Annotated in this window: 28 protein-coding genes and 1 tRNA gene; 13 read left to right on the top strand and 16 right to left on the bottom strand. The window is 57.9% G+C overall.

Annotated elements, in window-relative coordinates; genetic code table 11:
* Positions 1 to 24 precede the first annotated feature (24 nt).
* The 6 genes from BMY54_RS23575 (at position 25) to BMY54_RS23595 (ending at position 3,967) form a co-directional block, all read left to right on the top strand.
* A complete protein-coding gene (locus BMY54_RS23575) occupies positions 25 to 717 on the top strand; it encodes a pseudouridine synthase (RefSeq protein ID WP_093438447.1) in 693 nt (230 codons plus the stop codon).
* Positions 718 to 1,033: 316 nt separating this feature from the next.
* The gene (locus BMY54_RS23580; RefSeq protein WP_093438451.1) at positions 1,034 to 1,918 is read left to right on the top strand and encodes an alpha/beta fold hydrolase; all 885 of its coding nucleotides are present in this window, start codon (positions 1,034 to 1,036) and stop codon (positions 1,916 to 1,918) included.
* A gap of 158 nt (positions 1,919 to 2,076) precedes the next feature.
* Positions 2,077 to 2,150: transfer RNA gene (locus BMY54_RS23585), tRNA-Gly, on the top strand.
* Between the two features lie 319 nt (positions 2,151 to 2,469).
* Complete coding sequence (locus BMY54_RS23590) at positions 2,470 to 3,195, top strand: zeta toxin family protein (protein ID WP_093438455.1); 726 nt, start codon at positions 2,470 to 2,472, stop codon at positions 3,193 to 3,195.
* Complete coding sequence (locus BMY54_RS30670) at positions 3,192 to 3,350, top strand: hypothetical protein (protein ID WP_175559654.1); 159 nt, start codon at positions 3,192 to 3,194, stop codon at positions 3,348 to 3,350. The genes BMY54_RS23590 and BMY54_RS30670 overlap by 4 nt, the downstream gene beginning before the upstream one ends.
* Before the next feature lie 212 nt (positions 3,351 to 3,562).
* Positions 3,563 to 3,967 (top strand): type II toxin-antitoxin system HicB family antitoxin, encoded by a 405-nt coding sequence (locus BMY54_RS23595; protein WP_093438459.1) that lies wholly within the window; start codon positions 3,563 to 3,565, stop codon positions 3,965 to 3,967.
* Positions 3,968 to 4,053: 86 nt separating this feature from the next.
* On the opposite strand, the gene BMY54_RS23600 is transcribed toward BMY54_RS23595, so the two are convergent.
* Positions 4,054 to 4,416, bottom strand: coding sequence for a DUF6124 family protein (locus tag BMY54_RS23600; RefSeq protein ID WP_093438463.1), 363 nt, complete (start codon positions 4,414 to 4,416; stop codon positions 4,054 to 4,056).
* Between the two features lie 565 nt (positions 4,417 to 4,981).
* Here BMY54_RS23600 and BMY54_RS23605 point away from each other — a divergent pair.
* On the top strand, positions 4,982 to 5,719 hold the full coding sequence (locus BMY54_RS23605) for a class I SAM-dependent methyltransferase (protein WP_093438468.1): 738 nt from the start codon (positions 4,982 to 4,984) through the stop codon (positions 5,717 to 5,719).
* Positions 5,720 to 5,908: 189 nt separating this feature from the next.
* Here the strand turns inward: BMY54_RS23605 and tam are convergent, their stop codons facing one another.
* Complete coding sequence (tam, locus tag BMY54_RS23610; protein WP_093438473.1) at positions 5,909 to 6,679, bottom strand: trans-aconitate 2-methyltransferase; 771 nt, start codon at positions 6,677 to 6,679, stop codon at positions 5,909 to 5,911.
* Between the two features lie 165 nt (positions 6,680 to 6,844).
* Between tam and BMY54_RS23615 the strand changes: the two genes are divergently transcribed.
* On the top strand, positions 6,845 to 7,255 hold the full coding sequence (locus tag BMY54_RS23615) for a low affinity iron permease family protein (protein ID WP_038358294.1): 411 nt from the start codon (positions 6,845 to 6,847) through the stop codon (positions 7,253 to 7,255).
* A gap of 84 nt (positions 7,256 to 7,339) precedes the next feature.
* On the opposite strand, the gene BMY54_RS23620 is transcribed toward BMY54_RS23615, so the two are convergent.
* The 8 genes from BMY54_RS23620 to BMY54_RS23655 all read right to left on the bottom strand — a co-directional run bounded on the left by BMY54_RS23620 (position 7,340) and on the right by BMY54_RS23655 (position 13,881).
* Complete coding sequence (locus tag BMY54_RS23620) at positions 7,340 to 7,843, bottom strand: DUF4142 domain-containing protein (protein WP_093438478.1); 504 nt, start codon at positions 7,841 to 7,843, stop codon at positions 7,340 to 7,342.
* 76 nt (positions 7,844 to 7,919) lie between these two features.
* Positions 7,920 to 8,075, bottom strand: coding sequence for a KGG domain-containing protein (locus tag BMY54_RS23625; protein WP_007911485.1), 156 nt, complete (start codon positions 8,073 to 8,075; stop codon positions 7,920 to 7,922).
* 116 nt (positions 8,076 to 8,191) lie between these two features.
* A complete protein-coding gene (locus BMY54_RS23630; RefSeq protein WP_093438483.1) occupies positions 8,192 to 9,541 on the bottom strand; it encodes a diguanylate cyclase domain-containing protein in 1,350 nt (449 codons plus the stop codon).
* A 79-nt stretch (positions 9,542 to 9,620) separates the two neighbouring features.
* Positions 9,621 to 10,259: a LysE family translocator gene (locus tag BMY54_RS23635; protein ID WP_093438488.1), complete on the bottom strand. Its 639-nt coding sequence runs from the start codon at positions 10,257 to 10,259 to the stop codon at positions 9,621 to 9,623.
* Between the two features lie 59 nt (positions 10,260 to 10,318).
* Positions 10,319 to 10,735 carry a fosfomycin resistance glutathione transferase gene (gene fos / locus BMY54_RS23640; protein ID WP_093438492.1) on the bottom strand — a complete coding sequence of 139 codons (417 nt, stop codon included), beginning with the start codon at positions 10,733 to 10,735 and terminating at the stop codon, positions 10,319 to 10,321.
* Positions 10,736 to 10,739: 4 nt separating this feature from the next.
* Positions 10,740 to 11,492: a PA3715 family protein gene (locus BMY54_RS23645; protein ID WP_371914460.1), complete on the bottom strand. Its 753-nt coding sequence runs from the start codon at positions 11,490 to 11,492 to the stop codon at positions 10,740 to 10,742.
* Positions 11,493 to 11,497: 5 nt separating this feature from the next.
* On the bottom strand, positions 11,498 to 12,232 hold the full coding sequence (locus BMY54_RS23650) for a PA3715 family protein (protein ID WP_093438503.1): 735 nt from the start codon (positions 12,230 to 12,232) through the stop codon (positions 11,498 to 11,500).
* Positions 12,233 to 12,603: 371 nt separating this feature from the next.
* Positions 12,604 to 13,881, bottom strand: coding sequence for an NHL repeat-containing protein (locus tag BMY54_RS23655; protein WP_093438507.1), 1,278 nt, complete (start codon positions 13,879 to 13,881; stop codon positions 12,604 to 12,606).
* A gap of 219 nt (positions 13,882 to 14,100) precedes the next feature.
* On the opposite strand from BMY54_RS23655, the gene BMY54_RS23660 reads away from it, so the two are divergent.
* Positions 14,101 to 14,718, top strand: a complete 618-nt coding sequence (locus BMY54_RS23660) for a hypothetical protein (RefSeq protein ID WP_093438511.1) — start codon at positions 14,101 to 14,103, stop codon at positions 14,716 to 14,718.
* Positions 14,719 to 14,746: 28 nt separating this feature from the next.
* Here BMY54_RS23660 and yiaY read toward each other — a convergent pair whose 3' ends face one another.
* Entirely contained in the window at positions 14,747 to 15,895 is a 1,149-nt protein-coding gene (gene yiaY / locus BMY54_RS23665) for an L-threonine dehydrogenase (RefSeq protein ID WP_093438516.1), read from the bottom strand.
* A gap of 155 nt (positions 15,896 to 16,050) precedes the next feature.
* Between yiaY and BMY54_RS23670 the strand changes: the two genes are divergently transcribed.
* Positions 16,051 to 17,070 (top strand): DUF4917 family protein, encoded by a 1,020-nt coding sequence (locus BMY54_RS23670; RefSeq protein ID WP_093438521.1) that lies wholly within the window; start codon positions 16,051 to 16,053, stop codon positions 17,068 to 17,070.
* A gap of 99 nt (positions 17,071 to 17,169) precedes the next feature.
* On the opposite strand, the gene BMY54_RS23675 is transcribed toward BMY54_RS23670, so the two are convergent.
* Positions 17,170 to 17,712 (bottom strand): helix-turn-helix domain-containing protein, encoded by a 543-nt coding sequence (locus tag BMY54_RS23675; protein ID WP_093438526.1) that lies wholly within the window; start codon positions 17,710 to 17,712, stop codon positions 17,170 to 17,172.
* Between the two features lie 106 nt (positions 17,713 to 17,818).
* Here BMY54_RS23675 and BMY54_RS23680 point away from each other — a divergent pair, with 106 nt between their 5' ends.
* Both BMY54_RS23680 and BMY54_RS23685 read left to right on the top strand, forming a co-directional pair.
* A complete protein-coding gene (locus tag BMY54_RS23680; RefSeq protein WP_077571483.1) occupies positions 17,819 to 18,601 on the top strand; it encodes an aldolase in 783 nt (260 codons plus the stop codon).
* Between the two features lie 22 nt (positions 18,602 to 18,623).
* On the top strand, positions 18,624 to 19,505 hold the full coding sequence (locus tag BMY54_RS23685) for a dihydrodipicolinate synthase family protein (protein ID WP_093438531.1): 882 nt from the start codon (positions 18,624 to 18,626) through the stop codon (positions 19,503 to 19,505).
* Positions 19,506 to 19,645: 140 nt separating this feature from the next.
* On the opposite strand, the gene BMY54_RS23690 is transcribed toward BMY54_RS23685, so the two are convergent.
* The 3 genes from BMY54_RS23690 to BMY54_RS23700 form a co-directional block, all read right to left on the bottom strand.
* The gene (locus BMY54_RS23690) at positions 19,646 to 19,990 is read right to left on the bottom strand and encodes a YegP family protein (RefSeq protein ID WP_093438535.1); all 345 of its coding nucleotides are present in this window, start codon (positions 19,988 to 19,990) and stop codon (positions 19,646 to 19,648) included.
* 183 nt (positions 19,991 to 20,173) lie between these two features.
* Complete coding sequence (locus tag BMY54_RS23695; RefSeq protein WP_093438539.1) at positions 20,174 to 20,479, bottom strand: ribbon-helix-helix domain-containing protein; 306 nt, start codon at positions 20,477 to 20,479, stop codon at positions 20,174 to 20,176.
* A 13-nt stretch (positions 20,480 to 20,492) separates the two neighbouring features.
* Positions 20,493 to 21,074 (bottom strand): DJ-1/PfpI family protein, encoded by a 582-nt coding sequence (locus BMY54_RS23700; protein WP_093438544.1) that lies wholly within the window; start codon positions 21,072 to 21,074, stop codon positions 20,493 to 20,495.
* 279 nt (positions 21,075 to 21,353) lie between these two features.
* On the opposite strand from BMY54_RS23700, the gene BMY54_RS23705 reads away from it, so the two are divergent.
* Entirely contained in the window at positions 21,354 to 22,259 is a 906-nt protein-coding gene (locus BMY54_RS23705) for a DMT family transporter (protein WP_093438548.1), read from the top strand.
* 66 nt (positions 22,260 to 22,325) lie between these two features.
* On the opposite strand, the gene BMY54_RS23710 is transcribed toward BMY54_RS23705, so the two are convergent.
* Positions 22,326 to 23,543: a class I SAM-dependent methyltransferase gene (locus BMY54_RS23710; RefSeq protein ID WP_093438552.1), complete on the bottom strand. Its 1,218-nt coding sequence runs from the start codon at positions 23,541 to 23,543 to the stop codon at positions 22,326 to 22,328.
* Positions 23,544 to 23,819: the final 276 nt, after the last annotated feature.

Genomic DNA, 23,819 nt, shown 5'->3' on the forward strand with positions numbered 1-23,819 from the left:
CCCTTCATTTACTGAACTCTGAACATGCGTGTCGACCGTTTCCTCAGCAACCTGCCCCGCTACAACCGTCAGCAGGTTCGTCTGTTGCTGGTGGAAAAGCGCGTGCGGATTGACGGAAAAGTCGTCAGCGATCCGCACAGCGAAGTGCTGGAATTCAGCCGTGTCGAAGTCGATAACGAAGTCCTGCAAAGCGGCAAAGCGGCGCGCTACTTCATGCTGCACAAGCCACCGGGCTGCGTCAGCGCCACGCGTGACCCGCAGCATCCGACGGTGCTAGACCTGATCGATGAGCCGGACAAGGACGACCTGCACATCGCCGGACGCCTGGACTTCAACACCACCGGCCTGATGCTGATCACCAACGACGGCGCGTGGTCGCGCCGCTTGACCCAGCCGCAGACCAAACTGCCAAAGGTCTACTACGTCGAGACCGAGCAGGAGATTGGCGCGCACTATGCGAGTACTTTTGCCGAGGGGATCTACTTCGCCTTCGAAGACCTGACCACGCAGCCGGCGCACCTGGAGCTGCTCGGCCCACGCTCGGCGCGGCTGAGCATCGTCGAGGGCCGCTACCATCAGGTGAAGCGCATGTTTGGTTTCTTCAACAACAAAGTCCTGCGCCTGCACCGCGAATCCATGGGGCTTCTGCACCTCGATAACGCGCTAAAACCGGGCGAGTACCGCGCTTTGCGCACCGAAGAGATCCATTTGTTCTAAGCCCGCGACCGCTCAGCAGAAGTTGTCGAACAATTTACCAACGGCACTTGCGCGATCCCTACTCCCCTGCTTGAATCAGGACGTCGGCCAGATTGTGACCGATGAGTCACAACAGACATCCAAGAAACTTTTTGCCGGTAGAGAGCCTTCAAGGCTCCGCCTCAGCCGGCAGACTGCCCGCCAATAACAATACCCGTCGACCGCAGTCATGGATCGACATGGGCCAAGCAAATTCCAGGCGTATGCCTACCTGTCACAAAGCTCGTGCAATCTCTATTTGCGCGCATACCCGCTTGCTTGCCAGGAGTCTTATGACATGAGGCCAGAAATCGCTGTGCTGGATATACAGGGTCAGTATCGGGTTTACACGGAGTTCTATCGCGCAGACGCCGCAGAAAAGACCATCATCCTGGTCAACGGCTCGATGGCCACGACTGCGTCGTTTGCACAGACTGTGAAAAACCTGCACCCGCAATTCAACGTGGTCTGCTACGACCAGCCCTACGCGGGCCGGTCAAAAGCCCACAACCGCCACGAGAAACATCTGACGAAGGACGTCGAAGGGCAGATTCTGCTCGAGCTGATCGACCACTTCGCCGCCGAACACGTGCTGTCGTTCTCCTGGGGCGGCGCCGCGACCCTGGTCGCCCTCGCCCACCAGCCACGGCGCATCGAACGGGCGGTGATCAGCTCGTTCTCGCCAGTAATCAACGCGCACATGCTCGACTACCTCGAACGCGGCGTCGACTACCTCGGCCAGCGCGACGGCGACCGCGTCGGCCATCTGGTCAACAACACCATCGGCAAACACCTGCCGTCGTTGTTCAAACGCTTCAACTATCGCCACGTCAGCAGCCTCGCCGAGCACGAATACGGGCAGATGCACTTCCACATCAGCGACGTGCTGCACAGCGATCGGCAGTGCTATCTGAACGCAGCGAAAAAGATCAACGTGCCAGTGCTGTTTCTAAACGGCGAATGGGACGAATACACCGCTGCCGAAGATGCACGCCTGTTTGGCAACCACGTGGCGCAGAGCACGTTCACCACGCTGCAGGCCACCGGGCATTTTCTCGACATGGAACACAAGGCCGCGTGTCGCGATAGCCAGAACGCCTTGCTTGGCTTTCTGAAACCGGCGCAGCAGGCTAGCCGAACGCGTTACTCGTTTGTTCAGGATCAACATGCATTGGCTATTTGAAAGGGTGTCGTCGCGAGCGAGGCTGCCGGGCTGGGATTTTGCTTTTCTCACCGCAGTGCTCGCCCGCGATTGACCGTTTTCAGTGATTCAAAGCGTTCATGAGTAAAAGAAAAACTTCAAATCCGTGGCCGAGTCTGGTACAAAGTCAGCCGCTCTGAGCGGGTATAGTTTAATGGTAGAACAGTAGCTTCCCAAGCTTCCGACGAGGGTTCGATTCCCTCTACCCGCTCCACTCGAATATTGGTCTCACGTTGTGATTTTTGACGGGGGATGCAGGAACAGAAAAAACCGGCCTTGATGGCCGGTTTTTTTGTGCCTGGGATTTGAGGTTGGCCACTTGGGCAGTACGGAACCTTTTAGAAACACTCCGTTGATTGCAGATTCGCCAGTCCCCTCTACGCTTCGGTTTCTCTAATGACAACAAGTGCAGTCTGTTCAAGGGAATGACTACATGTGGTGCTCGGTACAGAGAAGAGAATCTGGAGCACACGGCAAATCACTGCTCACTCTAAGAGGTTGCGCGCTCAGTGCATGAAGATAAAAGGCAGGGAATGACGGAAGAGGAGCAGACCATCTGGGATGGTGCAATCAAGTTTGCTCGATCAAACAAGAAAGCTATCGGTAAGCGGCTAACCGATCAGACAACCTATCCTCCCGAAAAAGAGCCTGTTTCGGTATTCATGGCAGGTTCGCCGGGCGCAGGTAAAACAGAGGCATCATTAGCCCTGCTGAACCTCTTCTCCGATACCCCCATCCTGCGAATCGACCCAGACGAGCTCAGAAACGAATTTGAAGCCTATCAAGGTGGCAATGCCTGGCTTTTCCAAGGAGCCGTTTCAATTCTCGTCGGAAAGCTGATTGACCTTGCCTTGGAGCGAAAACAGTCTTTCCTGCTGGACGGGACGCTTTCCAATATAGAGATCGCAAGGAAAAATGTGCAGCGCTGCCTAGACAAAGGGAGATTTGTGCAAATTCTCTACGTCTATCAAGATCCTAGACTTGCGTGGTCCTTTGTCAGAGCCCGTGAGGAAGCCGAAGGACGCAGGATTCGACCGGAGCATTTCGTCGACCAATACTTTGCAGCGCGTGACGTGGTAAACACCCTTAAGCTAGAGTTTGGCAAGGACATTCATGTCGATCTGCTCGTGAAGCACATTGATAATTCTGGACGCCTTTACAAGGCTGGCGTCGACAAGATCGACTACCATATCCCCGAGAAGCATACGAGACACGACCTGATGGCCATGCTTGGGATCAATGACGGAGTAACCTCATGAAATTCGGATCCACAAAGGAGTCCACGAGTCCATTCGCAGACTTCATTCGGAATGCAAAATCGGAAGAAAAAAAGCGCGTTTACAGTGAAGTGCTGACCGAAGCGACCAAAAAACAGAATGAAGTGATGCTGGCAGCGCGTGAAAAGCAGGCGTGATTACTTTACTGATTTTTAAAAAAAACCCGGCAAAGTGCCGGGCTTTTTCATTCTGGTATTTCCCGTTCCTCACTGTCTACTCCGGTTTTTAACCGTTTAGCCCGTTGCAGAACCATTCAGAAACACACCGTTGATTGCAGATTCGCCATCCCCCTTTACCCTTTGATCTCTCTAACGATAAGAAGCGCTGCGTGCTCAAGGGTTTGATCTAGATGCTCTATCCAATCGCAATCTCTGCCAGTGACGGTGAATGTGTCTGGGGTGTTGAGGTGCCGGATCTGCCGGGATGTTTTTCTGCAGGAGAGGATCAAGAGAATGCCGTTAAGATGGCAAAAGCTGCCATAGAGGCCCACATCGAGATTCTGGCCGAAAGTGGTGCAGTCATTCCGGTCGCAGGCAAACTTGGAACTCACTTTTCCAATCCGAAATACGCAGGCTGCGTTTGGGCGTTGGTGGACGCGGATGTCGGTCGGTGCCTCGGGAGTCCGCAAGAAGTGAGTATTACGCTGCCGGGCTACCTGCTTGAGCGCATTGATCTTCACGTTCACCATCATCCGGAGGAGAAGAATCGTTCGGCGTTTTTGACTTCGGCGGCGTTGCGGATGTTGGCGCCTTGAATCGTGAATGTCTGTAGCCGCAATTACAAAAAACCGGCCTTTAGAGCCGGTTTTTTTGTGTCTGCTACACCTCGACGATTTTGTGATTACCCCGCCGGCACGACCTTATCCAGTGCCTGATTCACCGCCAATTCCCCCAACATGACGACCTGCGCGATGCCGAGTGCAGTCTTGCGGTGTGAGGTGTCGAGCAACGCGGCGAAGTTGTTGAGCATGGTGGTGGCCGAGCCGAGTGTTTCGCTGGCGTTGGCCAGCAAGGATTCGGTGTCGTAGGCAGGATTGGCGAGGTACATCGGTTCGGGTTCGTGGGTGGAACCCATGATTCTGGCCGTGGGGCTTAGATAGTGGTCGAGGGCGCGTTCGGCGGCTTCGTGGAATTTCTTTGAGTTGGGTGATTCGTAGGGGGATGCCGGATCGGTTTCCGGCGGATTGGGCGTTACTTTGAACATGTGGTGTATTCCAAAATAGGGCTACGACCATTCCGCTGCTACACGAAAGGGTGGCGGCTGTACGCAAGTTAGCAGACCGGGCGAATCCACCAAAATCCCGGCGCACCCGAGGGTGCCATGCGCACAGCCACCATTAAGCACAGGAGAACCTGGCTAAATGACGCTTGTACGATTTGGTGGAAACGCGTGGCTGCTAAACCCGATCACTGGAAATCAGTGACGCGAACCAAGTTACCGACTGCCCCAAAGGCGCACAAGCCGGCGGATTCTGGCGTAGCGGTAGGCAACGGCGCAAGGATTTGTAGGCTTCAGGACGTAACACCGCACGCCTTTAAACACTTCGCTCGGAAGATGTTTACGCGGCGATAAAACATAGCGATTTCCCCGACATTACAGACCCACAACACTCCACCGGTTTTCACCTCCCGCCCAACCGACTAGCATTTCCTCATCACCCACCACCCTCCCCCTGCGCGGCCATCGACGAATACGCGCCATCACTTTCGAGGGATTCCAATCGCGGCCACTTTGCCGTTGACGACCGAACTCAAAAGAGCCATTCACCATGACGCAAAACATTTACGACGATCCCGAATTCTTTCAAGGCTACAGCCAGATGAACCGTTCCATCGGCGGCCTCGACGCGGCGCCGGAGTGGCCAGCGCTCAAGGCGCTGTTGCCCTCCATGCACGGCCTGAACGTGGTGGATCTGGGCTGCGGTTATGGCTGGTTCAGTCGCTGGGCGCTTGAGAATGGCGCCGCCAGTGTCTTGGGACTTGATGTCTCGGAGAAGATGCTGGAGCGCGCACGTGCGACCCCGACGGCGGCGAATATTCGCTATGAGCGCGCCGACCTGGAACAGCTCGACCTGCCCGCTTGCAGTTTCGATCTGGCTTACAGCTCGCTGGCGCTGCATTACATCAAAGATCTGCCGGGGCTGTTTGCGCGCCTGTACACAGCGCTGAAACCGGGTTCGCACTTTGTGTTTTCCATTGAGCACCCGATCTTTATGGCACCGCGTAATCCGGGTTGGCTGGTGGATAGTGAAGGCAACAAGCGTTGGCCGCTGGACAGCTATCAGTTGGAGGGGGAGCGGGTTACGAACTGGTTGGCTGAGGGAGTGATCAAGCAGCATCGTACGGTCGGGACATTGCTCAATTCGTTGATCGACGCAGGGTTTTCGATTCGTCATGTCAATGAATGGGGGCCGAGCGAAGCTGAAGTGGCGGCGCAACCGGCGCTGGCGGAAGAGCGGGAGCGGCCGATGATGATGTTGGTGGCGGTGCAGAAGCCCTCACCCTAACCCTCTCCCAAAGGGAGAGGGGACTGACCGAGTTGTTCTCTAGGGTTACGCCGACCTGAAATATCGAGCCGAACTCCGGTTTCGAATACAACACCGGTCGGCTCCCTCTCCCTCGGGAGAGGGCTGGGGTGAGGGGCCCGTCCGAAAACGCACCCGAAATCTCCAGCCGAACAACACGTCCAGCTCATTTCAGCGAGTCGCGACAATGAATAACCGTGGAAATGGCAACAACACCGAGCCATCCGCCAATGCCGGATAAGCCTTCTCAACCTCCGCCAGATACTGCTCCAGGTACTGCGCCTTTTCCGCCTCGGTCAGCGGACTCAAAAACGGAATCAACCCGCTGCCCTTGAACCACTCCACCACCCCCGCCGCCCCACCTGACAGCTGATGGTGATAGGTGGTGCGCCACACATCGACCCGCGCGCAGTGTGGCCGCAGCATCGAGAAATAATCACTGGCGCTCGCCATGTCGGTACGCTGCCCCGCAGCGCCGCTGAGCTTGCTCGCCCACGGACCATTCGCGGCGACTTCACGCATCAAACGGTGGGAGGGCTCATTGAGGTTATCCGGCATCTGGATCGCCAGGCTGCCGCCCGCCGACAACTTGCGGGCCAATGTCGGCAGCAATGAAGCGTGATCCGGCACCCACTGCAGCACGGCATTGGCGAAGATCACATCGTAGGGGCCTGCATCCGCCCATTGATCAATCTCGGCCACCTCGAACTGCAACTGGGGCAAGCGCTTGCGAGCCGCGTCGATCATGTCTGCCGAGCTGTCCAGCCCGCTGACCTTCGCCCCGGAAAAACGCTGCACCAGCAGCTCCGTCGAGTTACCGGGGCCACAACCGATATCGACCACTGTCCTCGCTTCAGGCGTGGGAATCGCCGCCAGCAAATCGCGGGCCGGGCGGGTGCGTTCATCTTCGAAAGCGACGTATTGTTTGGCGGACCAACTCATTGCGTTCTCCTGTCGGGGGCATTCCAGCGGTTGGTCACGATACCGCTATCTGGCGCGTCTGCCTGCCCTACCAACGTCCAGTGACGTGGGCGGATTTGTAATTAGAATTTTCCACCAGCCGCAGATGTCTGAATTTCAAGACTCTTCCCAATAAGGAAAACGGCCATGAAATTCGCAAAGATTTCCCAGAAGCTCGCTTTGTGGGCGGGCAGTCCAAAGACCTTTATGGGCGCATTGATCCTGATCGGGCTGTGGGGACTGAGCGGGCCGATCTTTGACTACAACGACACCTGGCAACTGATCATCAACACCTCAACCACCATCATCACCTTCCTGATGGTGTTCCTGATCCAGAACACGCAGAACCGCGATACCGACATTCTGCATTTGAAGATCGATGAGTTGTTGTTGGTGACCAAAGAGGCGCAGAACGCGATGCTTGGGCTGGAGGCGCTGGATCTGAAACAGTTGGAGGCGTTGCGCAGGCACTACCGCTCGTTGGGCGAGGGTGAGGTGTTTAACCTTGAGGGGCTGGGTGAGAAGAGTAAGTCGAAGCAGGATTTGAATGAGTGCTGAGGGTTTAAAATCAAAAGATCGCAGCCTTCGGCAGCTCCTACAGAAACGGGTGCAGGAACTGCCGAAGGCTGCGATCTTTTGCAGTTAGCGGCTGGCCTGTAACTGGCGGGCCATCTCCAGATGGCTTTGCAGCTTCGGCAAGGTCTCGTCGGCAAACGCCTTGATCTCCGGCACGTCGGTGGTCTGCGCTTCCTGCTGAATCTGCTCGATGGCCTCTTCGGTGGCTTTGACCTGACTGGCGGCGTACGCCTGATCGAAGGAGGCGCCGTCGGTCACTTGCGGCATCAATTCTTTAGCCTTGTCGGCCAGTTCTTCACGAGGCGCGACAGGCAGATCGAGCTTCTTGGCGATTTTCGCCAGATGCTGGTTGGCAGTCGTGCGGTCGTTGATGACGACGATGGTGTAGTCCTTGACCTCTTTCGATTCGGCCTTGCTGTGGGCCAGACGACTGGCCTCGATGTCGGCCATGCCTTTGGCCGAGGCATCGTTGATGAAATCGGCGGGCGACTGGGCAAAAGCACTGCTGGCAAACAGACCCAAAAGCGATGCAAAACTCATAATGCGTACACGGGTGGCCATCCGGCTCATGGTCGCGCCCTCCTTCCTAGCGAAATTCAAGCGGGAGCTTACGCCCCCGCCTCTCAATCAAAACTACCTTCACCGACTACTTCGATTTCTGAGCGGGCTTGCGGCCCATGTCTGGTTTTGGCTCTTTGTCGACAGTCGTTGTGGTGGTTTTCCCACCTTTGCGACCTGCTTCAGAGGCCTTCGTTCGATCGTTGGCGAAGTTTCCCGAGTTCGAGTTTCTTGAATTAGGCATGATTCTCTACCTCTTGGTAATGATCGTGGCGAGCAGGTGCCCGCCTAGATTGAGAATTTTCTGACCGGCAAAGGTTTAGAAAAATTGCAGTCGCTGCGACGAACGGCGTCGCTTTTTCAGCCATTGAGCGCGTGATGGTTCAAGCGTTTGGCGGCGTACATCGCCTGATCGGCATGGCGAAACAGTTGCTGCTCCTCCCTGCCGTGCTCTGGATAGCGGGCGACCCCAATGCTGGGTTCGATGTGCAGGTTGTGGCCATCGAGGCGCATTGGTTGTACCAGTACCTGTCGGATTTTTTCCGCCACGCCGTCAGCATCTTCCGAAACCTGCACGCTGTGCAGCAGCACGACAAATTCATCGCCGCCAATTCTGGCCACGGTGTCGGTTTCCCGCACGCAGCCTTTTAGGCGGTTGGCCACGGTTTGCAGGAGCATGTCGCCGACCGCGTGACCGAAGGTGTCGTTGACCTGTTTGAAGCGATCCAGGTCGACATATAACAAGGCCATATGCCCGGATTGCTCGCGAGCGCCGGCCAACGCGGCTTTCAGGCGATCACGCAGCAATTCACGGTTGGGCAGTTGCGTCAGTTGATCGTATTGGGCCATGCGTCGCAGGCGAGCGTGCAGTTGCTGGCGCTCGATGGCGGTGGCGACTTGGGCGCAGACGTATTGCAACAGTTCCTTGTCTTGCTCGGTGTAGCGCTCGCCGCCGGGCAGGCTTTTGACGATCAAGGCGCCGATGGTGCCGTTCTTCGAGTTCAAAGGCACGCCGAGCCAGCAAGGCGCGTTCTGCCCCGCCACCAGCTCGGCGAAATCGGCAGAGGAATCTTCACTGTCCGGCGTCAGAAGAATCGGCTGGCCGCTACGGATAACTTCCGCGCAAAGGCGTCCAGTGACCGTACCCGGTTGCTCGGGCTGCAATTCGTGGTCGTCGACGTGATAGGGGAAATTCAGTTGCGCGCAGTGCTCGTCGTACAGCGCCACCGAGAAATTCATCGCCGGCAACCACTCGCCGATGATCAGGTGGATGCGCTTGAACAGCGCCAGCAGATCTTCGGCCGCATGGGCCGCTTCGGAAATCGCGTACAGCGCTGCCTGGCGCGATTCAGCCTGTTTGCGTTCGGTGATGTCGCGCGCCACCGCGATGCGCAGTTGATCGACTTCCGACCAGCGCGCTGACCAGAGGATATGCACGACGCTGCCATCCTTGCGCAAGTAACGGTTTTCGAAGTTGAGCTTGGGTTCGCCGCCCATGATCTCGCTGGCAGCCGCGAGAGTGCGCTGACGATCCGCCGGGTGCACCAGCTCAATCATTTGCCGGCCGATCAACTCTTCAGGCGAATAGCCGAAAACACGCTCGCAGGCGGCACTGACGAAAACAAAGCGCCCCTGCTTGTCGACCGCGCAAACGGCGTCCAGCAACAGATCGATAAAACTCGCCAGCGGCGCGGAATTTCGGCTTTCCATGGTTCAGCGTGGGTGTCCGGGTAATGCAGCACTGATCAACCATCCCTGACCTCGTGATTGCGCCTCCCTGCACTCACTTTCAAGCCTTGTTCGGCATCAGCCCCGGCAGCGCATGCATCAGCGCGTTGATGGCGAAACCGATAAACATCACGCCGCACAGCCGGGTGATCAACAGTTCGTGGCGCTGATACAGCGTGCGTACCCGCTGCGCGCCGACCACGCCGATGAGAATAGCGTAGGCCAGCAAGCCACCGAGGAAACTCAGCGCAATCAGCGCCGGTAGCATCGACCAGTTGAGCAGTTCGGCACGGCTCGACAGCAGCGCGGTGAACGTTGCGACCGCCACCGGATAGGCCTTGGGATTGGTCAAACCAAACAGAATGCCGTGCCAGAACGGATTGCGCGCCGCGCCCTGCGGCGCGTCACCGCTGCGACGCTGGGCGCGCACCGCGCGCCAGCCGAGCCAGAACAGGTACACACCGCTGAGCACACCGAGCACATCAAACGCGGTGCTGCCGATCTCGCGGGCGCCGACAATCGCGATCAGCGCGGTGCTGCACCAGACCACATCGCCGAGCAGATGCCCGCAAAGAAACCCCGCCCCGGCCCGCCGCCCGTGGGCTGCACCGATGCCGAACACCGCTAGCACACCCGGCCCTGGCGTAATGCCGTAAATGAAACCCGAGGCCAGCACGGCCATTAGCAACGATGGAGTCATGGAAAACCTGCAGCGCCAGAACACGTGGCCGCCAGTCTATAACAGACAAATGTGTCTGATCATGACTCGTCGTAAAAACGCATGCCGGAGTACGGTTTTTGCCGACACGCCGACAGCCGTGAAGCGAGATCGCCGACATGGGCTTCGAGCTTGTGGCCATCGGGATCGAGAAAGTAGAACGACGCACCTTCGCTGCGGTTATCCCGCCATTCCCGCACGTTCGCCGCTTTTAGCTTTGCTACGAACGTTGAGAAATCGGCTGCATTGAGGCTGAAAGCGTAATGGGTGTAATCGCTGCACGCATCGGCTTTGCGCAGCGGATCAAGCGACAGACACAACCACAGTCCCGGCAGCGACAGGTAGGCACCGGCGTCCCACGTCGCGTCGACGCGCAGCTGCAACACATCGCGGTAGAACGCCAGGCTGCGCTGCACATCGCTGACCGCGAGGGTCAGGTGATTGAGGCCGGTGAGCATCGGATCAGTAGCCTCTGAGGTCTTCGGGGACGATGTATTGTTGGCCGTCGTAGGTCAGGGTGACGCGAGTTTTCTTCATCTCGATCGTTTTCGAGATGCACTCCTTGCCCGACAGGAAGGATTTGTAAACTGAACCACTCGAGCTGACGATCAGATCGGCGAAACCATGGTGAGTCGTCGGTGCGATATCGATAGTTCTGCGAATTTGCGTGTCCTCGGTTCCACACTCATCCGTCCCTTCGCCGAACTCCTTGCGAATCACCAAGCCTTCCAGCACAGGGCGCAATTTGTTGCCTTCGCGCACATACAACGCCAGATCGGTTTTTGCGTAAGGATTGGCTCTGGAGCCGTGGCTGGCGAATCTCGAACGCAAACCGAACGCACGGACATCAGCAGCCAATCGGTAACGGGCCGTATCGATGGTCAGATCGTCGAAACTGATGGCATCGGAATTGTAGGCACCGGGTTTGGCATAGGTGGCGAGACTCTTGCCGCTTGTCGAACTGACGAGCGCCAATTCCAGATCGAACACCCCCATTTCATCGTCGCCCGAATCCGAGAGAAATGAAGATTTCGCCGCAATCGACTGATCGTTGAACGCCGGCCACGCTTTGCAGCGTGAAAGGGAATGGCCATCGAATTTTTTCACTTCGCAGGCAGCCTGGACTTCAGCGGTGATGGTCAAAAGACCTGTTGCGATGAAAACGCCAAGCAGTGTGTTAAGCGAAATCATTGTTCTTCCTTGAGTAAAAGTCATCGGTCTTAGAGGCCTTTGAAATCTTCAGGCACTACGTAGTTTTTGCCGTCATAGCGAAGTGTCGTCAAGACCGGTTTTTGCGTGACGGTATTGGATACACACGCCTCGCCCTCGCCCTCGCCCTCGCCAACGGTCGAACTACGGATCGTTTTGATCATCAGATCGGCATAGCCATGGCTGCTGGTCTTGGCCAGAGCCACGGTTCGCGTAGTCTCGTAGCGCTCTCCCGCACAATTGCCATCCCACTCCCCGCCATATTCATAAACCACCAGCCGATCCATGACAGGACGCAATGCGTTGCCGTCTTTCACATAGAGCGACAACCAGGCTTCATCCACAGGATTCACGCGCGAAGAGCCTTTGAACCGTACTCGCACGCCAAAGGCCTGCAATTGCGGTGCGAGCTTATAGCGGGCGGTATCGAATTTCAGTTCGTCCAGCGCGATGGCATCAACAGAGAATGCGGATGGCTGATAAAAGCTCGCTAACGGCTGTGAGTCTGCGCTCGCCACCAAGGCCAAACGCAGATCGTAAAGCCCTATAGTCTCTGACTCGCCATACACCGGATCGGGCGAGAAATTGGCGGCGGCGGTAAGCGTCAGTCCGGGATACGCCGGCCAGTCCTTACAGACGGAAAAATCCATCTCATGCGCCTTTGGCGCCGGCGTGCAATCGGCCAATGCCTGCTCCGCCAGCAACCACCCGCACAATGCCGCACATCCGATCCAGCCAGACTTCATTGTCACTTCCCGCTCCTTGATTACTTTTTCAGCCGCGCACTATCCCCTGCTGTATCGGCCCTTTCAACCGAATCATCAGTAGACCAAAGCGCATGTCCCGTTTGGTAGCGAGAAGCAGTTGACGGCGGCGCGGGTGGCGGGGCGATGTTGGTGATCGCGGGGGGGGGGTGATTCGGATGCTTGAGAGGAACGGACTGGCTGTTAACTGATGTCATGAATCCATGATTTTTCTGCGTCTGGAAGTCAGTCTTCGCGAGCAGGCTCGCTCCCACAGGGGAATGCATTTCAACTGGGAAATGCGATCAACTGTGGGAGCGAGCTTGCTCGCGAAGAGGCCAGCCCCTTCAGCGAAGGCTTGTCAGCCCTCCCCGTCAGTCCGCTACCGTCAACAATCGCACCAGATGAGCGGCTTCATTTCTCTGCCCCAGTACCAACACTGACGACTCCTGCAGACAGGCGTCCTGCGCAATCCACTCGATACCGGCGGCGCCTTCGACATCAAATGCAGGATCCACGGCACCATCGACCAAAAAGCCTCCGGTGAGTAAGCGTCGTTCGCCGTCCGAGGTCTGCCCGACCGTGACGATTCGCGGACCGGGGAAGTCATTCAGCGCGAATCCTGCGCTCCAGCTTTTCAGATCCAGTGGCCGCGTTGCGGCAGTAATGACTGGCGCACCGCCGTTGAATGCTGGATCAAACTCACCGTCGCGGGTGATCCCGCTGATGAAGCCATGCTGACGCTTTTCCCCGGCGGACGACTCGACGGCCGATCCCATCAACAACAAGCGCTGCGCCGATTGCCCAACGATGCGATTCACCGAGCTTTCGAGCGGTGCGCCGGCATTGTGCAGATTCAGCAGCAGCGTGCCGTCCTTGCCGAACGACGTGGCAACCTGCCCGGAACGCTCGTAAGCCATGACCAAACCCTGGTTGGTCACTTCTGTCTTGCCATGAACCAGAATCTGCCCATCGTCCAACTGCGTAACCCCGTGCAACGTGATCGCCACACCGGAAAGCGTCAGGTGAATCCAGCCTTTGCCTGCAAACTCCGGGTCATCCTTGCCATCCAGAAAAAAACGCGTCAATAACCCGCTGCCCCCTTGAGAGGTGACGAAAAGCAATCTGTCCGGCAGCGCTTTCGCTGGAGTGGAGTGCGCCAATATCAAGCGGCCGCCCGTGGCATTGTTCAGCACGGGAATACGCATCGGCACGACTCGGTAGCCTGTCTGTCCATCACCAAATTCGGGATCGAGCGTACCGTCCGGTTTGAATCGAGCGATGATTTGCTCAAGCTTGCCTGCTGCATCTGCAAGCACTGCGCACAACCAGAATACGCCGCTCTCACCGACGGCCAGGTTCCCGCCTTGTGACAATCGCCCCCTGACAAACTGACCGCGAAGGTACCCGTCATCGCCGAAGCTGGTATCGAGATGACCATCCGCGAGCAATCGCGTCAGGCCGTAATGCGAGGCTCCCGATGCATCGATGACGGTTGTACTGACCATGATGTGTCCCGAAGGCAGCACTGCGACACTTTTCCCGATGGTTTTGCGCGCGGCTGGAAACCGCAGTGTTTGCAGGCCCGAATGGGCAAAGGTGTGATCCAGCTCACCGGCTGATCGTGCTTTATGTGCATTGGCTTTCGGCATGTTCGTGTGCTCCTCGAAGGATCGGAGTCGACCCCGCTGTCAGAGCATTCGATCCGAAGCAGCCACACCAGACAACTGACAGAAATGACAGTTTTTTAGAAGAAAACGAAATTACTGATCAAGTAAAAAAGGCTAAAAAACTGGTAGTTCTTACAGGTTCAAAACGCAACCGGTCATGCCAGCCTCTCGATTCAAGTTCAGCCTGAAACGAGAAGAACAATGAGCACTCCCGACAAGCCCAATACGCAACCTGTCCCGCCCCCAACCATCACGTACCCCGAAGAGGGCCAGAAAACGGGAGTTGCAACACTGTTTCTCGGCAGCGGTATACCGGGTGCTCTGGTGCAGGTCTGGAACATTGAAAATACGCATTCACTCGGTGCAGGACAGGTCAGCGCAAATGGACGATGGGCGTTCAGCATCAGCGGTGCCCAGTCGACGGGTCAGCACGGGGTTCGCGCCCACCAGACATGGGAAGGCATCAAGTCAGACTGGAGTGAGGAGCGCAGGTATACCGTGCTACTGCAGCCAGCAATCGACGTCCCGGTAATTGTCGAACCAAAAGAGGGAGCACAGGTAAGCGCTGTTCCGGTCTTTTCCGGAAATGTCACAAAAGCTGAAGGCTTCGTTAGCATTATCGATCTGGACACCGGCGAGATGATTGCCAAAGCCGACGTCGACTCCCTCAAGCAATGGAGTAAACAGATTACAAAACCCTTACCTCCCGGACCGCACCGGATATCTGCCATTCACAACATCAACGGGAATTTGTCCGACTGGGTCCGTGTTCGTACGTTTACGGTGATCGCTAAAGGCAAGGGCAAGGGCAAAACCTGACCTTCAAGAATTAACCCTGCCGCGCCCATCAAAACGCGTTGCGAAAAATCTCCTCGATCTGGCGCTGATCCGCCGCCCGAGGATTGGTCAAACCGCAGGCGTCTTTCAGGGCATTGGTGGCGAGCAGCGGAATATCACTGAGCTTGGCGCCGAGTTCACGCAAGCCACCGGGAATTTCGACATCCCTGGCCAGGCAGCGGATCGCATTGATCGCCGCCTGCGCGCCCTCTTCGGCACTGAAACCGCGAATATCCGCACCCATGGCGTGGGCCACATCGGTCAGCCGCTCGGCACACACCAGCGCATTGAAGGTCTGCACGTGGGGCAGCAGCACGGCGTTACACACGCCATGAGGCAAGTCGTAGAAACCGCCCAACTGATGCGCCATCGCATGCACGTAACCGAGCGAGGCATTGTTGAAGGCCATGCCGGCGAGGAACTGCGCGTAAGCCATGTTTTCCCGCGCGGCGAGATCACCGCCGTCGCGCACGGCCAGGCGCAGGTTGTTGCTGATCAGGGTCATGGCTTTCAGCGCGCAGGCGTCGGTGATCGGGTTGGCGGCGGTCGAGACATAAGCCTCGATGGCGTGAGTCAGCGCGTCCATGCCAGTGGCGGCGGTCAGGCCTTTGGGCATGGCGAGCATCAACGCAGGGTCGTTGACCGACAGCAGCGGCGTGACGTTACGGTCGACGATGGCCATTTTCACGTGGCGCGATTCGTCGGTAATGATGCAGAAGCGGGTCATTTCGCTGGCGGTGCCGGCGGTGGTATTGATCGCGATCAGCGGCAGTTGCGGCTTGCTCGATTGGTCGACGCCTTCGTAATCGCGGATCTGCCCGCCATTGGTCGCGCACAGGGCAATGCCTTTGGCGCAGTCGTGCGGCGAACCGCCGCCCAGCGACACGACGAAATCGCAGCGACTTTCCTTGAGCAAGCCCAGACCCGACTCGACATTGGCGATGCTCGGGTTCGGTTTGGCGCCGTCGAAAATCACCGAGTCGATGTCCTGCATCGCCAGCTTTTCAGCGATCATGGTCGCCACGCCGGCCTTGGCCAGACCTGTGTCAGTGACGATCAGCGCCTTGCGAAAACCGTAGTTGCGGATCGCGACCATGGCCTCGTCGAGGCAGCCGCTGCCCATGATGTTGACCGCCGGAATGAAAAAGGTGCTGCTCATCGTGCATCTCCTGACTGAGGCCGAATCGACTGCGCCGATCCGGCGGATGCACACAGGATCGACCGATCGGTCACGAGCGATGTTGATCTGGCTCAATGCCCGCTCGTGATAAAGTCGCCGCCCATCAGCCCCTTTGTTTTGAGACCGCCTACGCAATGACCGATTTTCTGGATGTCGACGCCAGCCTTGAAGACTGGAACACCCTGCGCGCCGCGACCGAGTTCAACGGTTTGCTGGTGGGCAATGGCGCCAGTCGTGCGGTGTGGGACGATTTCGGCTATGACTCGCTGTTCGAAAACGCCCGGACCGTCGAGGAGAAACCACTCAGCCCGTCGGAACTGGCGGTGTTCGACGCCATGCAAACGCGCAGTTTCGAGCAGGTACTCGGCGCACTGAAAACCACCAGCCGGGTCAACAAGGCCTTGGCCGTCAGCTCGGCGGCACCGCGCAATCGCTACTACGCGATCAAGGAAGCGCTGATCAACACCGTGCACGCCGTACACATTCCGTGGCGACTGGTGAAGCCTTCGACGCTGGCGACGTTGAACGAAGAACTGGCGCGCTATCGCACCGTGTTCACCACCAATTACGACCTGCTCAACTACTGGGCGCTGCAACACCAAAGCGACGCCATCGACGATCTGTTCAACGGCGCCAATGCGAGTTTTGATCTGAGCGAAACGGCTACCGACAAACCGCGTCTGTTGTACCTGCACGGTGGTCTGCATCTGGTGCGCAATCAGGACGGCACCGCGCGCAAGCTGACCTCAACCGAGGGCACGTTGCTCGGCAACTTCGCCATCAACAACACGATCAAGACGCTGGATGACGTGCCGCTGTTCGTCACCGAAGGGCCGAGTGCGGACAAACTCAAGACCATTCGCAGCTCGGATTATCTGTCGTTCTGTTATCAGCAGTTGTTGGGGCATGGCGACGGCTTGTGCATTTTTGGTCATGCGTTAGGCGAGCAGGATGCGCACATCGTGCGGGCGTTGCGCCTGGCGAAACCGAAGGTGGTGGCGATCTCGATTTATCCGCGCAGTGCGGCGTTTGTTCAGCATCAGAAGCGGCATTACGCGCAGGTGTTTGAGGGCACGGGTGTGGAGTTGCGGTTTTTTGATGCCAAGAGCCATGCGCTCGGCAATCCGAAGTTGTCGGTGCCGGTCGAGGTTTGATGTAGACCGCGCCGACGCCTTCGCGAGCAAGCTCGCTCCCACATTGGAACGCGGACTACTGTGGGAGCGAGCTTGCTCGCGAAGCTTTTAGCTGACACCTCATTCCTCGGTGCTGTGCACCACCACCAGCAACTGCGCCTGCACCTCCCCCACCGAGCGGATCCGGTGCGGTTTCTGTGCATTGAAGTGCAGCGCATCACCGCGTTCCAGCAGCACCTTTTCGTTCATGAAATCCACTTCGACCTGCCCTTCGTGGACGAATAGAAACTCTTCGCCCAAATGCTCTTTGAACGTTTTGTCAGTGAACTCGCTCGGCGGGTAGATGATGAACGGCAGCAGACTGCGCTCGCTGACCTGATGGGCCAACACGGCGTACCCGGGACTCTGGTCATTCGCCGCCAGTGACTGGCGCTCATGGCTGCGCACCAGGCTGTAGCTGTCGAGGCTGACGTTGTCTTCGGAGAACAATTCCTCGACTTTCACATTCAGCGCTTTCGCCAGTTTCAACGCGGCAGCAATCGACGGCGTGTTCAGCCCACGTTCGACTTTGGACAGATAACTCTTGGTCATGCCGGATTTCTCGGCCAGTGCCTCAAGGGTTACACCAAGTTTTTTTCTCAATAATTTCAAACGGATAGACATGCGAAACAGTTATTCCATGGAGGAAGCGACGATTCGTGCTTGCCAATGACACTTTGTGTCATATAGCCTCTTTCGTGTCATTTGCAATCACCCAAAGGGCACAGACATGGCCAAGACATTAGCACTACCCAAAGACCAACTGGTCAAGCAAGCGCTGACCCAGATGCAAAAAAGCCTGGCGGATAATACGTGGACGGACCGGCAAAAGCTGGCCCTGACCTGCCGGATCCTCTTCGAGAACGGTCACGACTCCGGTCTGGCCGGACAAATTACCGCCCGTGGGCCTCAGCCCGGCACCTATTACACGCAGCAACTGGGGCTGGGTTTCGACGAAATCACCGCGAGTAATCTGCTGCTGGTCAACGAGGATCTGGAAGTCCTCGAAGGTCACGGCATGGCCAACCCGGCCAACCGTTTCCACAGCTGGGTGTACCGCGCCCGCCCCGATGTGAACTGCATCATCCACACCCACCCGACCCACGTCGCGGCGCTGTCGATGCTGGAGGTGCCGTTGCAGATTTCCCACATGGACCTGTGCCCGCTGTACGACGACTGCGCGTTTCTTGAAGGCTGGCCGGGTGTGCCGGTGGGCAATGAAGAAGGTGAGCTGATTGCCGGCGCGCTGGGCGACAAACGCGCGATTGTGCTTTCGCACCACGGTCAACTGTCGACCGGCACAACGATTGAAGAGGCCTGTGTCATCGCCCAACTGATCGAGCGCGCGGCAAAACTGCAACTGCTGGCGATGGCGGCCGGTACGATCAAGCCGATCATTCCCGAACTGGGTCGCGAAGCCCATGACTGGATCGCCAAGCCGAAACGCCACGCCGCCGCCTTCAACTATTACGCCCGGCAGAACCTGCGCCAACACGCCGATTGCCTGAACTGAAATCTGTTACGGAGAGATTCCCATGTCCACTATTCACGGCATCATCGGCTACACCATCACCCCGTTCGGCGCCAACGGCGAAGGGCTGGACCTGCCAGCGCTCGGTCAATCGATCGATCGCCTGATCGACAGCGGCGTCCACGCCATCGCGCCGTTGGGCAGCACTGGCGAAGGCGCTTACCTGAGCGATGCGGAGTGGGATCAGGTTGCCGAGTTCAGCATCAAGCACGTCGCCAAACGGGTGCCAACCATCGTCAGCGTTTCTGACCTGACCACCGCCAAAGCCGTGCGCCGCGCACGTTTCGCCGAAGGCCACGGTGCCGATGTGGTGATGGTGCTGCCGGCTTCGTACTGGAAGCTCACCGAGGCGGAAATCTTCGCTCACTACCGCGCTATTGGCGAGCGCATCGGCGTGCCGATCATGCTCTACAACAACCCGGCCACCAGCGGCACTGACATGTCGGTGGAGCTGATTTTGCGCATCGTCAAAGGCGTGGAAAACGTGGCTATGGTCAAGGAGAGCACCGGCGATATTCAGCGCATGCACAAACTGCAATTGCTCGGCGAAGGTCAGGTGCCGTTCTACAACGGCTGCAATCCGCTGGCACTGGAAGCGTTTGCGGCCGGGGCGAAAGGCTGGTGCACGGCGGCGCCGAACTTGATCCCGCAGTTGAATCTGGACTTGTACGAGGCCGCCATGGCCGGTGATCTGGATCGCGCGCGGGATTTGTTTTACCGCCAGTTGCCGCTGCTGGATTTCATCCTCAAGGGTGGCTTGCCGGCGACGATCAAGGCAGGGTTGCGGCAGACCGGGCTGGAGGTGGGCGATCCGCGCTTGCCGGTGTTTCCGCTGAGTGAAGCGGGCCAGACTCAGTTGCAAGCAATCCTGAAAACCCTGCGCTGATCTCACTGCAATATACAAATACCTGTGGGAGCGAGCTTGCTCGCGAAGGCGTCAGTTCAGTCAACATTGATGTTGAGTAAACGACCGCTTTCGCGAGCAAGCTCGCTCCCACAGGGGTTTTGGTGGATTTGAAAGTGAGGTCAGAGCACCGGCAAGGTCTTGTCCTTGATCACTTTGCTCGGTCCGTTCGCCTTCACACTGGCAATGCCTTTATCGCACGCCGCCTCCGACGAATACGATTCACTGCTGCCGATAATCTGATGATTGGCCGCTTTCAGGTTGAAGTACGGATGGCCGTCCTTCGTCGACTTCTTCTCATAGCGCTCATCCAGCGGGCTGTTGGTTTGCACCGAAGCGATGCCGCCGTCGGCCGCAGCGCGAGTGGTGTACAGCTCGCTGGTCAGAATCGTTTCGGCATTCGCCGCTTTCAGCACGAACCTGAACTGGCCGTTGCTGCTTTTACTGATTTCGTACCATCCGGACATGCGCGTTTCTCCTTGGCGATTGAGAGGTTTGGCGCTTCAGAGTAAAGACCAGTCCTGAATATCTGTCGCTTGAACCGGCCCTTTCGCGAGCAAGCTCGCTCCCACATTTGAGCGCATTCCAGTTGCAGAACGCGCTCGAAAGTGGGAGCGAGCCTGCTCGCGAATGAGGCAGCTCGGTGCCGGCTATTTCACCACCGCCCGCACCACCGACAACTCCGGCACATTCACCCGCCGCTGACTCAGATAGCGCGTACAACTCACCCGCAGGAACGAGGCAAAATTCACAACTTCGCCGCGATAATCCATCACCTCTTCATACAGCTTGGCGATCAGCTGGTTGGTGGTCATACCGTCGACCTCGGCGATTTCGCTAAGGATGTCCCAGAACTGATTCTCCAGGCGCAACGTCGTCACCACACCGCAGATGCGCAGCGAACGCGAGCGTGATTCGTAGAGAATCGGGTCAGCCTTGACGTAGAGCTCGCACATCGGCGGATCCTCGTTACAGGGTGATTTTGGTGCCGAGCAAGCCGAGGAAACCGGCCAGCCAGTTCGGATGCGCCGGCCATGCCGGGGCTGTGGCCAGATTGCCTTGAACGTGGCCGTCCGTCACCGGGATATCGATGTACGTACCGCCCGCCAGTCGCACTTCCGGCGCGCAGGCCGGATAGGCGCTGCATTCGCGGCCTTCAAGTACACCCGCCGCCGCAAGCAATTGCGCGCCGTGACAGACGGCGGCAATCGGTTTGCCGGCCTTGTCGAAGGCGCGCACCAGATCGAGGACTTTTTCGTTGAGGCGCAAGTATTCCGGGGCACGACCACCGGGGATCAGCAGCGCGTCGTAATCGGCCTCGCTGACCTTGGCGAAATCGAAGTTGAGCGCGAACAGGTGACCGGGCTTTTCGCTGTAGGTCTGATCGCCTTCAAAGTCATGGATCGCAGTGCGCACGGTTTTACCGGCAACCTTGTCCGGGCACACGGCGTGGACGGTGTGACCAACCATTTGCAGGGCCTGGAACGGCACCATCACTTCGTAGTCTTCGACGTAATCGCCGACCAGCATCAGGATCTTTTTCGCGGCCATGGGGAGGACTCCTCTGGAGGACATGCTTGGGAGTATTCAAGGTAGACCTTATCCGGAGGCTCGGGTAACAACCGGCTACTACCTCAGACCGTGTCATCGTTCTTCGCGAGCAAGCTCGCTCCCACATTTGGAATGCATTCTCCTGTGGGAGCGAGCTTGCTCGCGAAGGGGCCCTGAAACTGTACGCCTAAGTCCGTGCCTAGCTGTAACACCCCGAAATTCGCAGATTATGGCTAGATGACGACACCTTCCAATGCCCTACGATTCTGGTCCCTCATCATGTCCTCGCGCGAAAACACCGGCATGGCCCTCGGCCTGCTCGGCGTGGTGATCTTCAGCCTTACCCTGCCCTTCACCCGCATCGTGGTGCAGGAACTGCATCCATTGCTCAACGGTTTGGGCCGCGCGTTGTTCGCGGCAATTCCGGCGGCGCTGCTGCTTTTGTGGCGGCGCGAGAAATGGCCGACGTGGCAGCAAGTCAAAGGCCTGAGCCTGGTGATCGCCGGGGTGATTCTGGGTTTTCCGGTGTTGTCGGCGTGGGCCATGCAGACATTGCCGGCGTCCCACGGTGCGCTGGTCAACGGGCTGCAACCTTTGTGCGTGGCGCTGTACGCCGCGTGGTTGTCCCACGAACGTCCGTCAAAGGCCTTCTGGGCCTGCGCGGCGTTGGGCAGTGCGTTGGTGCTCGGTTATGCGCTATACACCGGTGCCGGCAGTATTCAGGCGGGTGATCTGTTGATGCTCGGCGCGATTGCGGTCGGTGGTTTGGGTTACGCCGAGGGCGGTCGATTAGCCAAGGAGATGGGCGGCTGGCAGGTGATCTGCTGGGCGCTGGTGCTGTCGACGCCGTTGTTGATCGGGCCGGTGCTGTATCTGGCCCTGCAACATCAGGGCGCGGTGTCGGCCAAGGCCTGGTGGGCGTTCGGGTATGTGGCGCTGTTTTCGCAGTTTCTCGGATTTTTCGCGTGGTACGCAGGGCTGGCCATGGGCGGGATCGCCCGGGTCAGTCAGATCCAGTTATTGCAGATTTTCTTCACCATCGCGTTTTCGGCGCTGTTCTTTGGTGAACATGTCGAGCCGATTACCTGGGTGTTTGCGTGTGGCGTGATTGCGACTGTCATGCTCGGTCGCAAGACCGCCATCAAACCCCATGTGGGAGCGAGCCTGCTCGCGAAGGCGGATTGACAGTCAACGATGATGTTGGCTGTTATGGCCCCTTCGCGAGCAAGCTCGCTCCCACAGGGTTTTGTGTCAGGCGAGGTAGCCGTCAGCGCGCAGCAGGGTTTCCAGGCAGTGCTCGCTGATGTTGTAGAAGGCCTTCAACTCTTCGATCTTCACCAACAACTGCGCCGGGTCCACCGGTTCGGCGCGCTTCACCGCCAGAATCATTTTGTTCTTGTTGGTGTGTTCCAGCGAGATGAACTCGAACACCTTGGTCTCGTAACCGCAGGCTTCAAGGAACAGCGCGCGCAAGCTGTCGGTGACCATTTCCGCCTGCTGCCCCAGGTGCAAACCATATTGCAGCATCGGCTTGAGCAACGCTGGGCTCTGGATCTGCAGGCGGATCTGTTTGTGGCAGCACGGCGAGCACATGATGATCGACGCGCCGGAACGGATGCCGGTGTGGATCGCGTAATCGGTAGCGATGTCGCAGGCATGCAGGGCGATCATCACGTCCAGCTCGCTCGGCGCCACGCTGCGCACGTCACCGCACTTGAACACCAGCCCCGGGTGATCGAGTTTCGCAGCAGCGGCGTTGCACAGGTTGACCATTTCCTCACGCAACTCGACGCCGGTGACCTCGCCCTCGGCCTTCAAGGTGTTGCGCAGGTAATCGTGAATGGCGAACGTCAGATAGCCCTTGCCCGAACCGAAATCTGCCACCCGCACCGGTTTGTCCAGCGCCAGCGGCGACGAGGTCAGGGCATGGCTGAACACTTCGATGAACTTGTTGATCTGCTTCCACTTGCGTGACATCGCCGGGATCAGCTCATGTTGCGCATTGGTTACGCCCAGATCCTTGAGGAACGGTCGGCTCAACTCGAGGAAGCGGTTTTTCTCGCGGTTGTGCTCAGCGGACGGTGCTTCGCGCAATTGCTGAGGTTTGCTCTTGAACAGCGAGCTCTTGCCCTTTTTGCTGTATTCGAGCTGGGCTTCATCAGTGACTGCGAGTAAATGCGCATTTTTGAAAGAGACCGGCAACAGCTCGACAATCGCCGCCACGCCGTCAGCCAAGGGCAGGTTTTTGGTGATGTCGCGGGTTTTGTAGCGATAGACGAACGACAGATTCGGCTGCGCCTTGACCGTCACCGGTTTGATGATGACTCGCTGCAGATCCACTTCTTCGCCGACGTATTTGGCCAGCACCAGTTTGATGAAGCCGTTCTGTTCGAGGCTGGCTTGCAGCAGCTCGATGAACTGGGCGTGGTGATCGGGCGCAGGCTTGATGGACGGGGCAGTAACGGACATGAAAAAGCGGCCTCGGACGGGCGGAATCGGGAATGGCGGGTATTTTAGGGGGGATGGGGGTTGGGGACACGCTCTTATTTACCCAACGGTTGTTAGAAGCACCCTCACCCTAGCCCTCTCCCGGAGGGAGAGGGGACTGATTGGGGGATATTGACGAGATACACCGACTTGAACGATTTGCCTTGAACCCATAATCGACACGGTTTTTCAGGTCGATGTCGAGCGCCGAACACCTCGGTCGGCCCCCTCTCCCTCCGGGAGAGGGCTGGGGTGAGG

Source organism: Pseudomonas sp. ok266 (genome assembly GCF_900110195.1).
Classification (GTDB): Bacteria; Pseudomonadota; Gammaproteobacteria; order Pseudomonadales; family Pseudomonadaceae; genus Aquipseudomonas; species Aquipseudomonas neuropathica.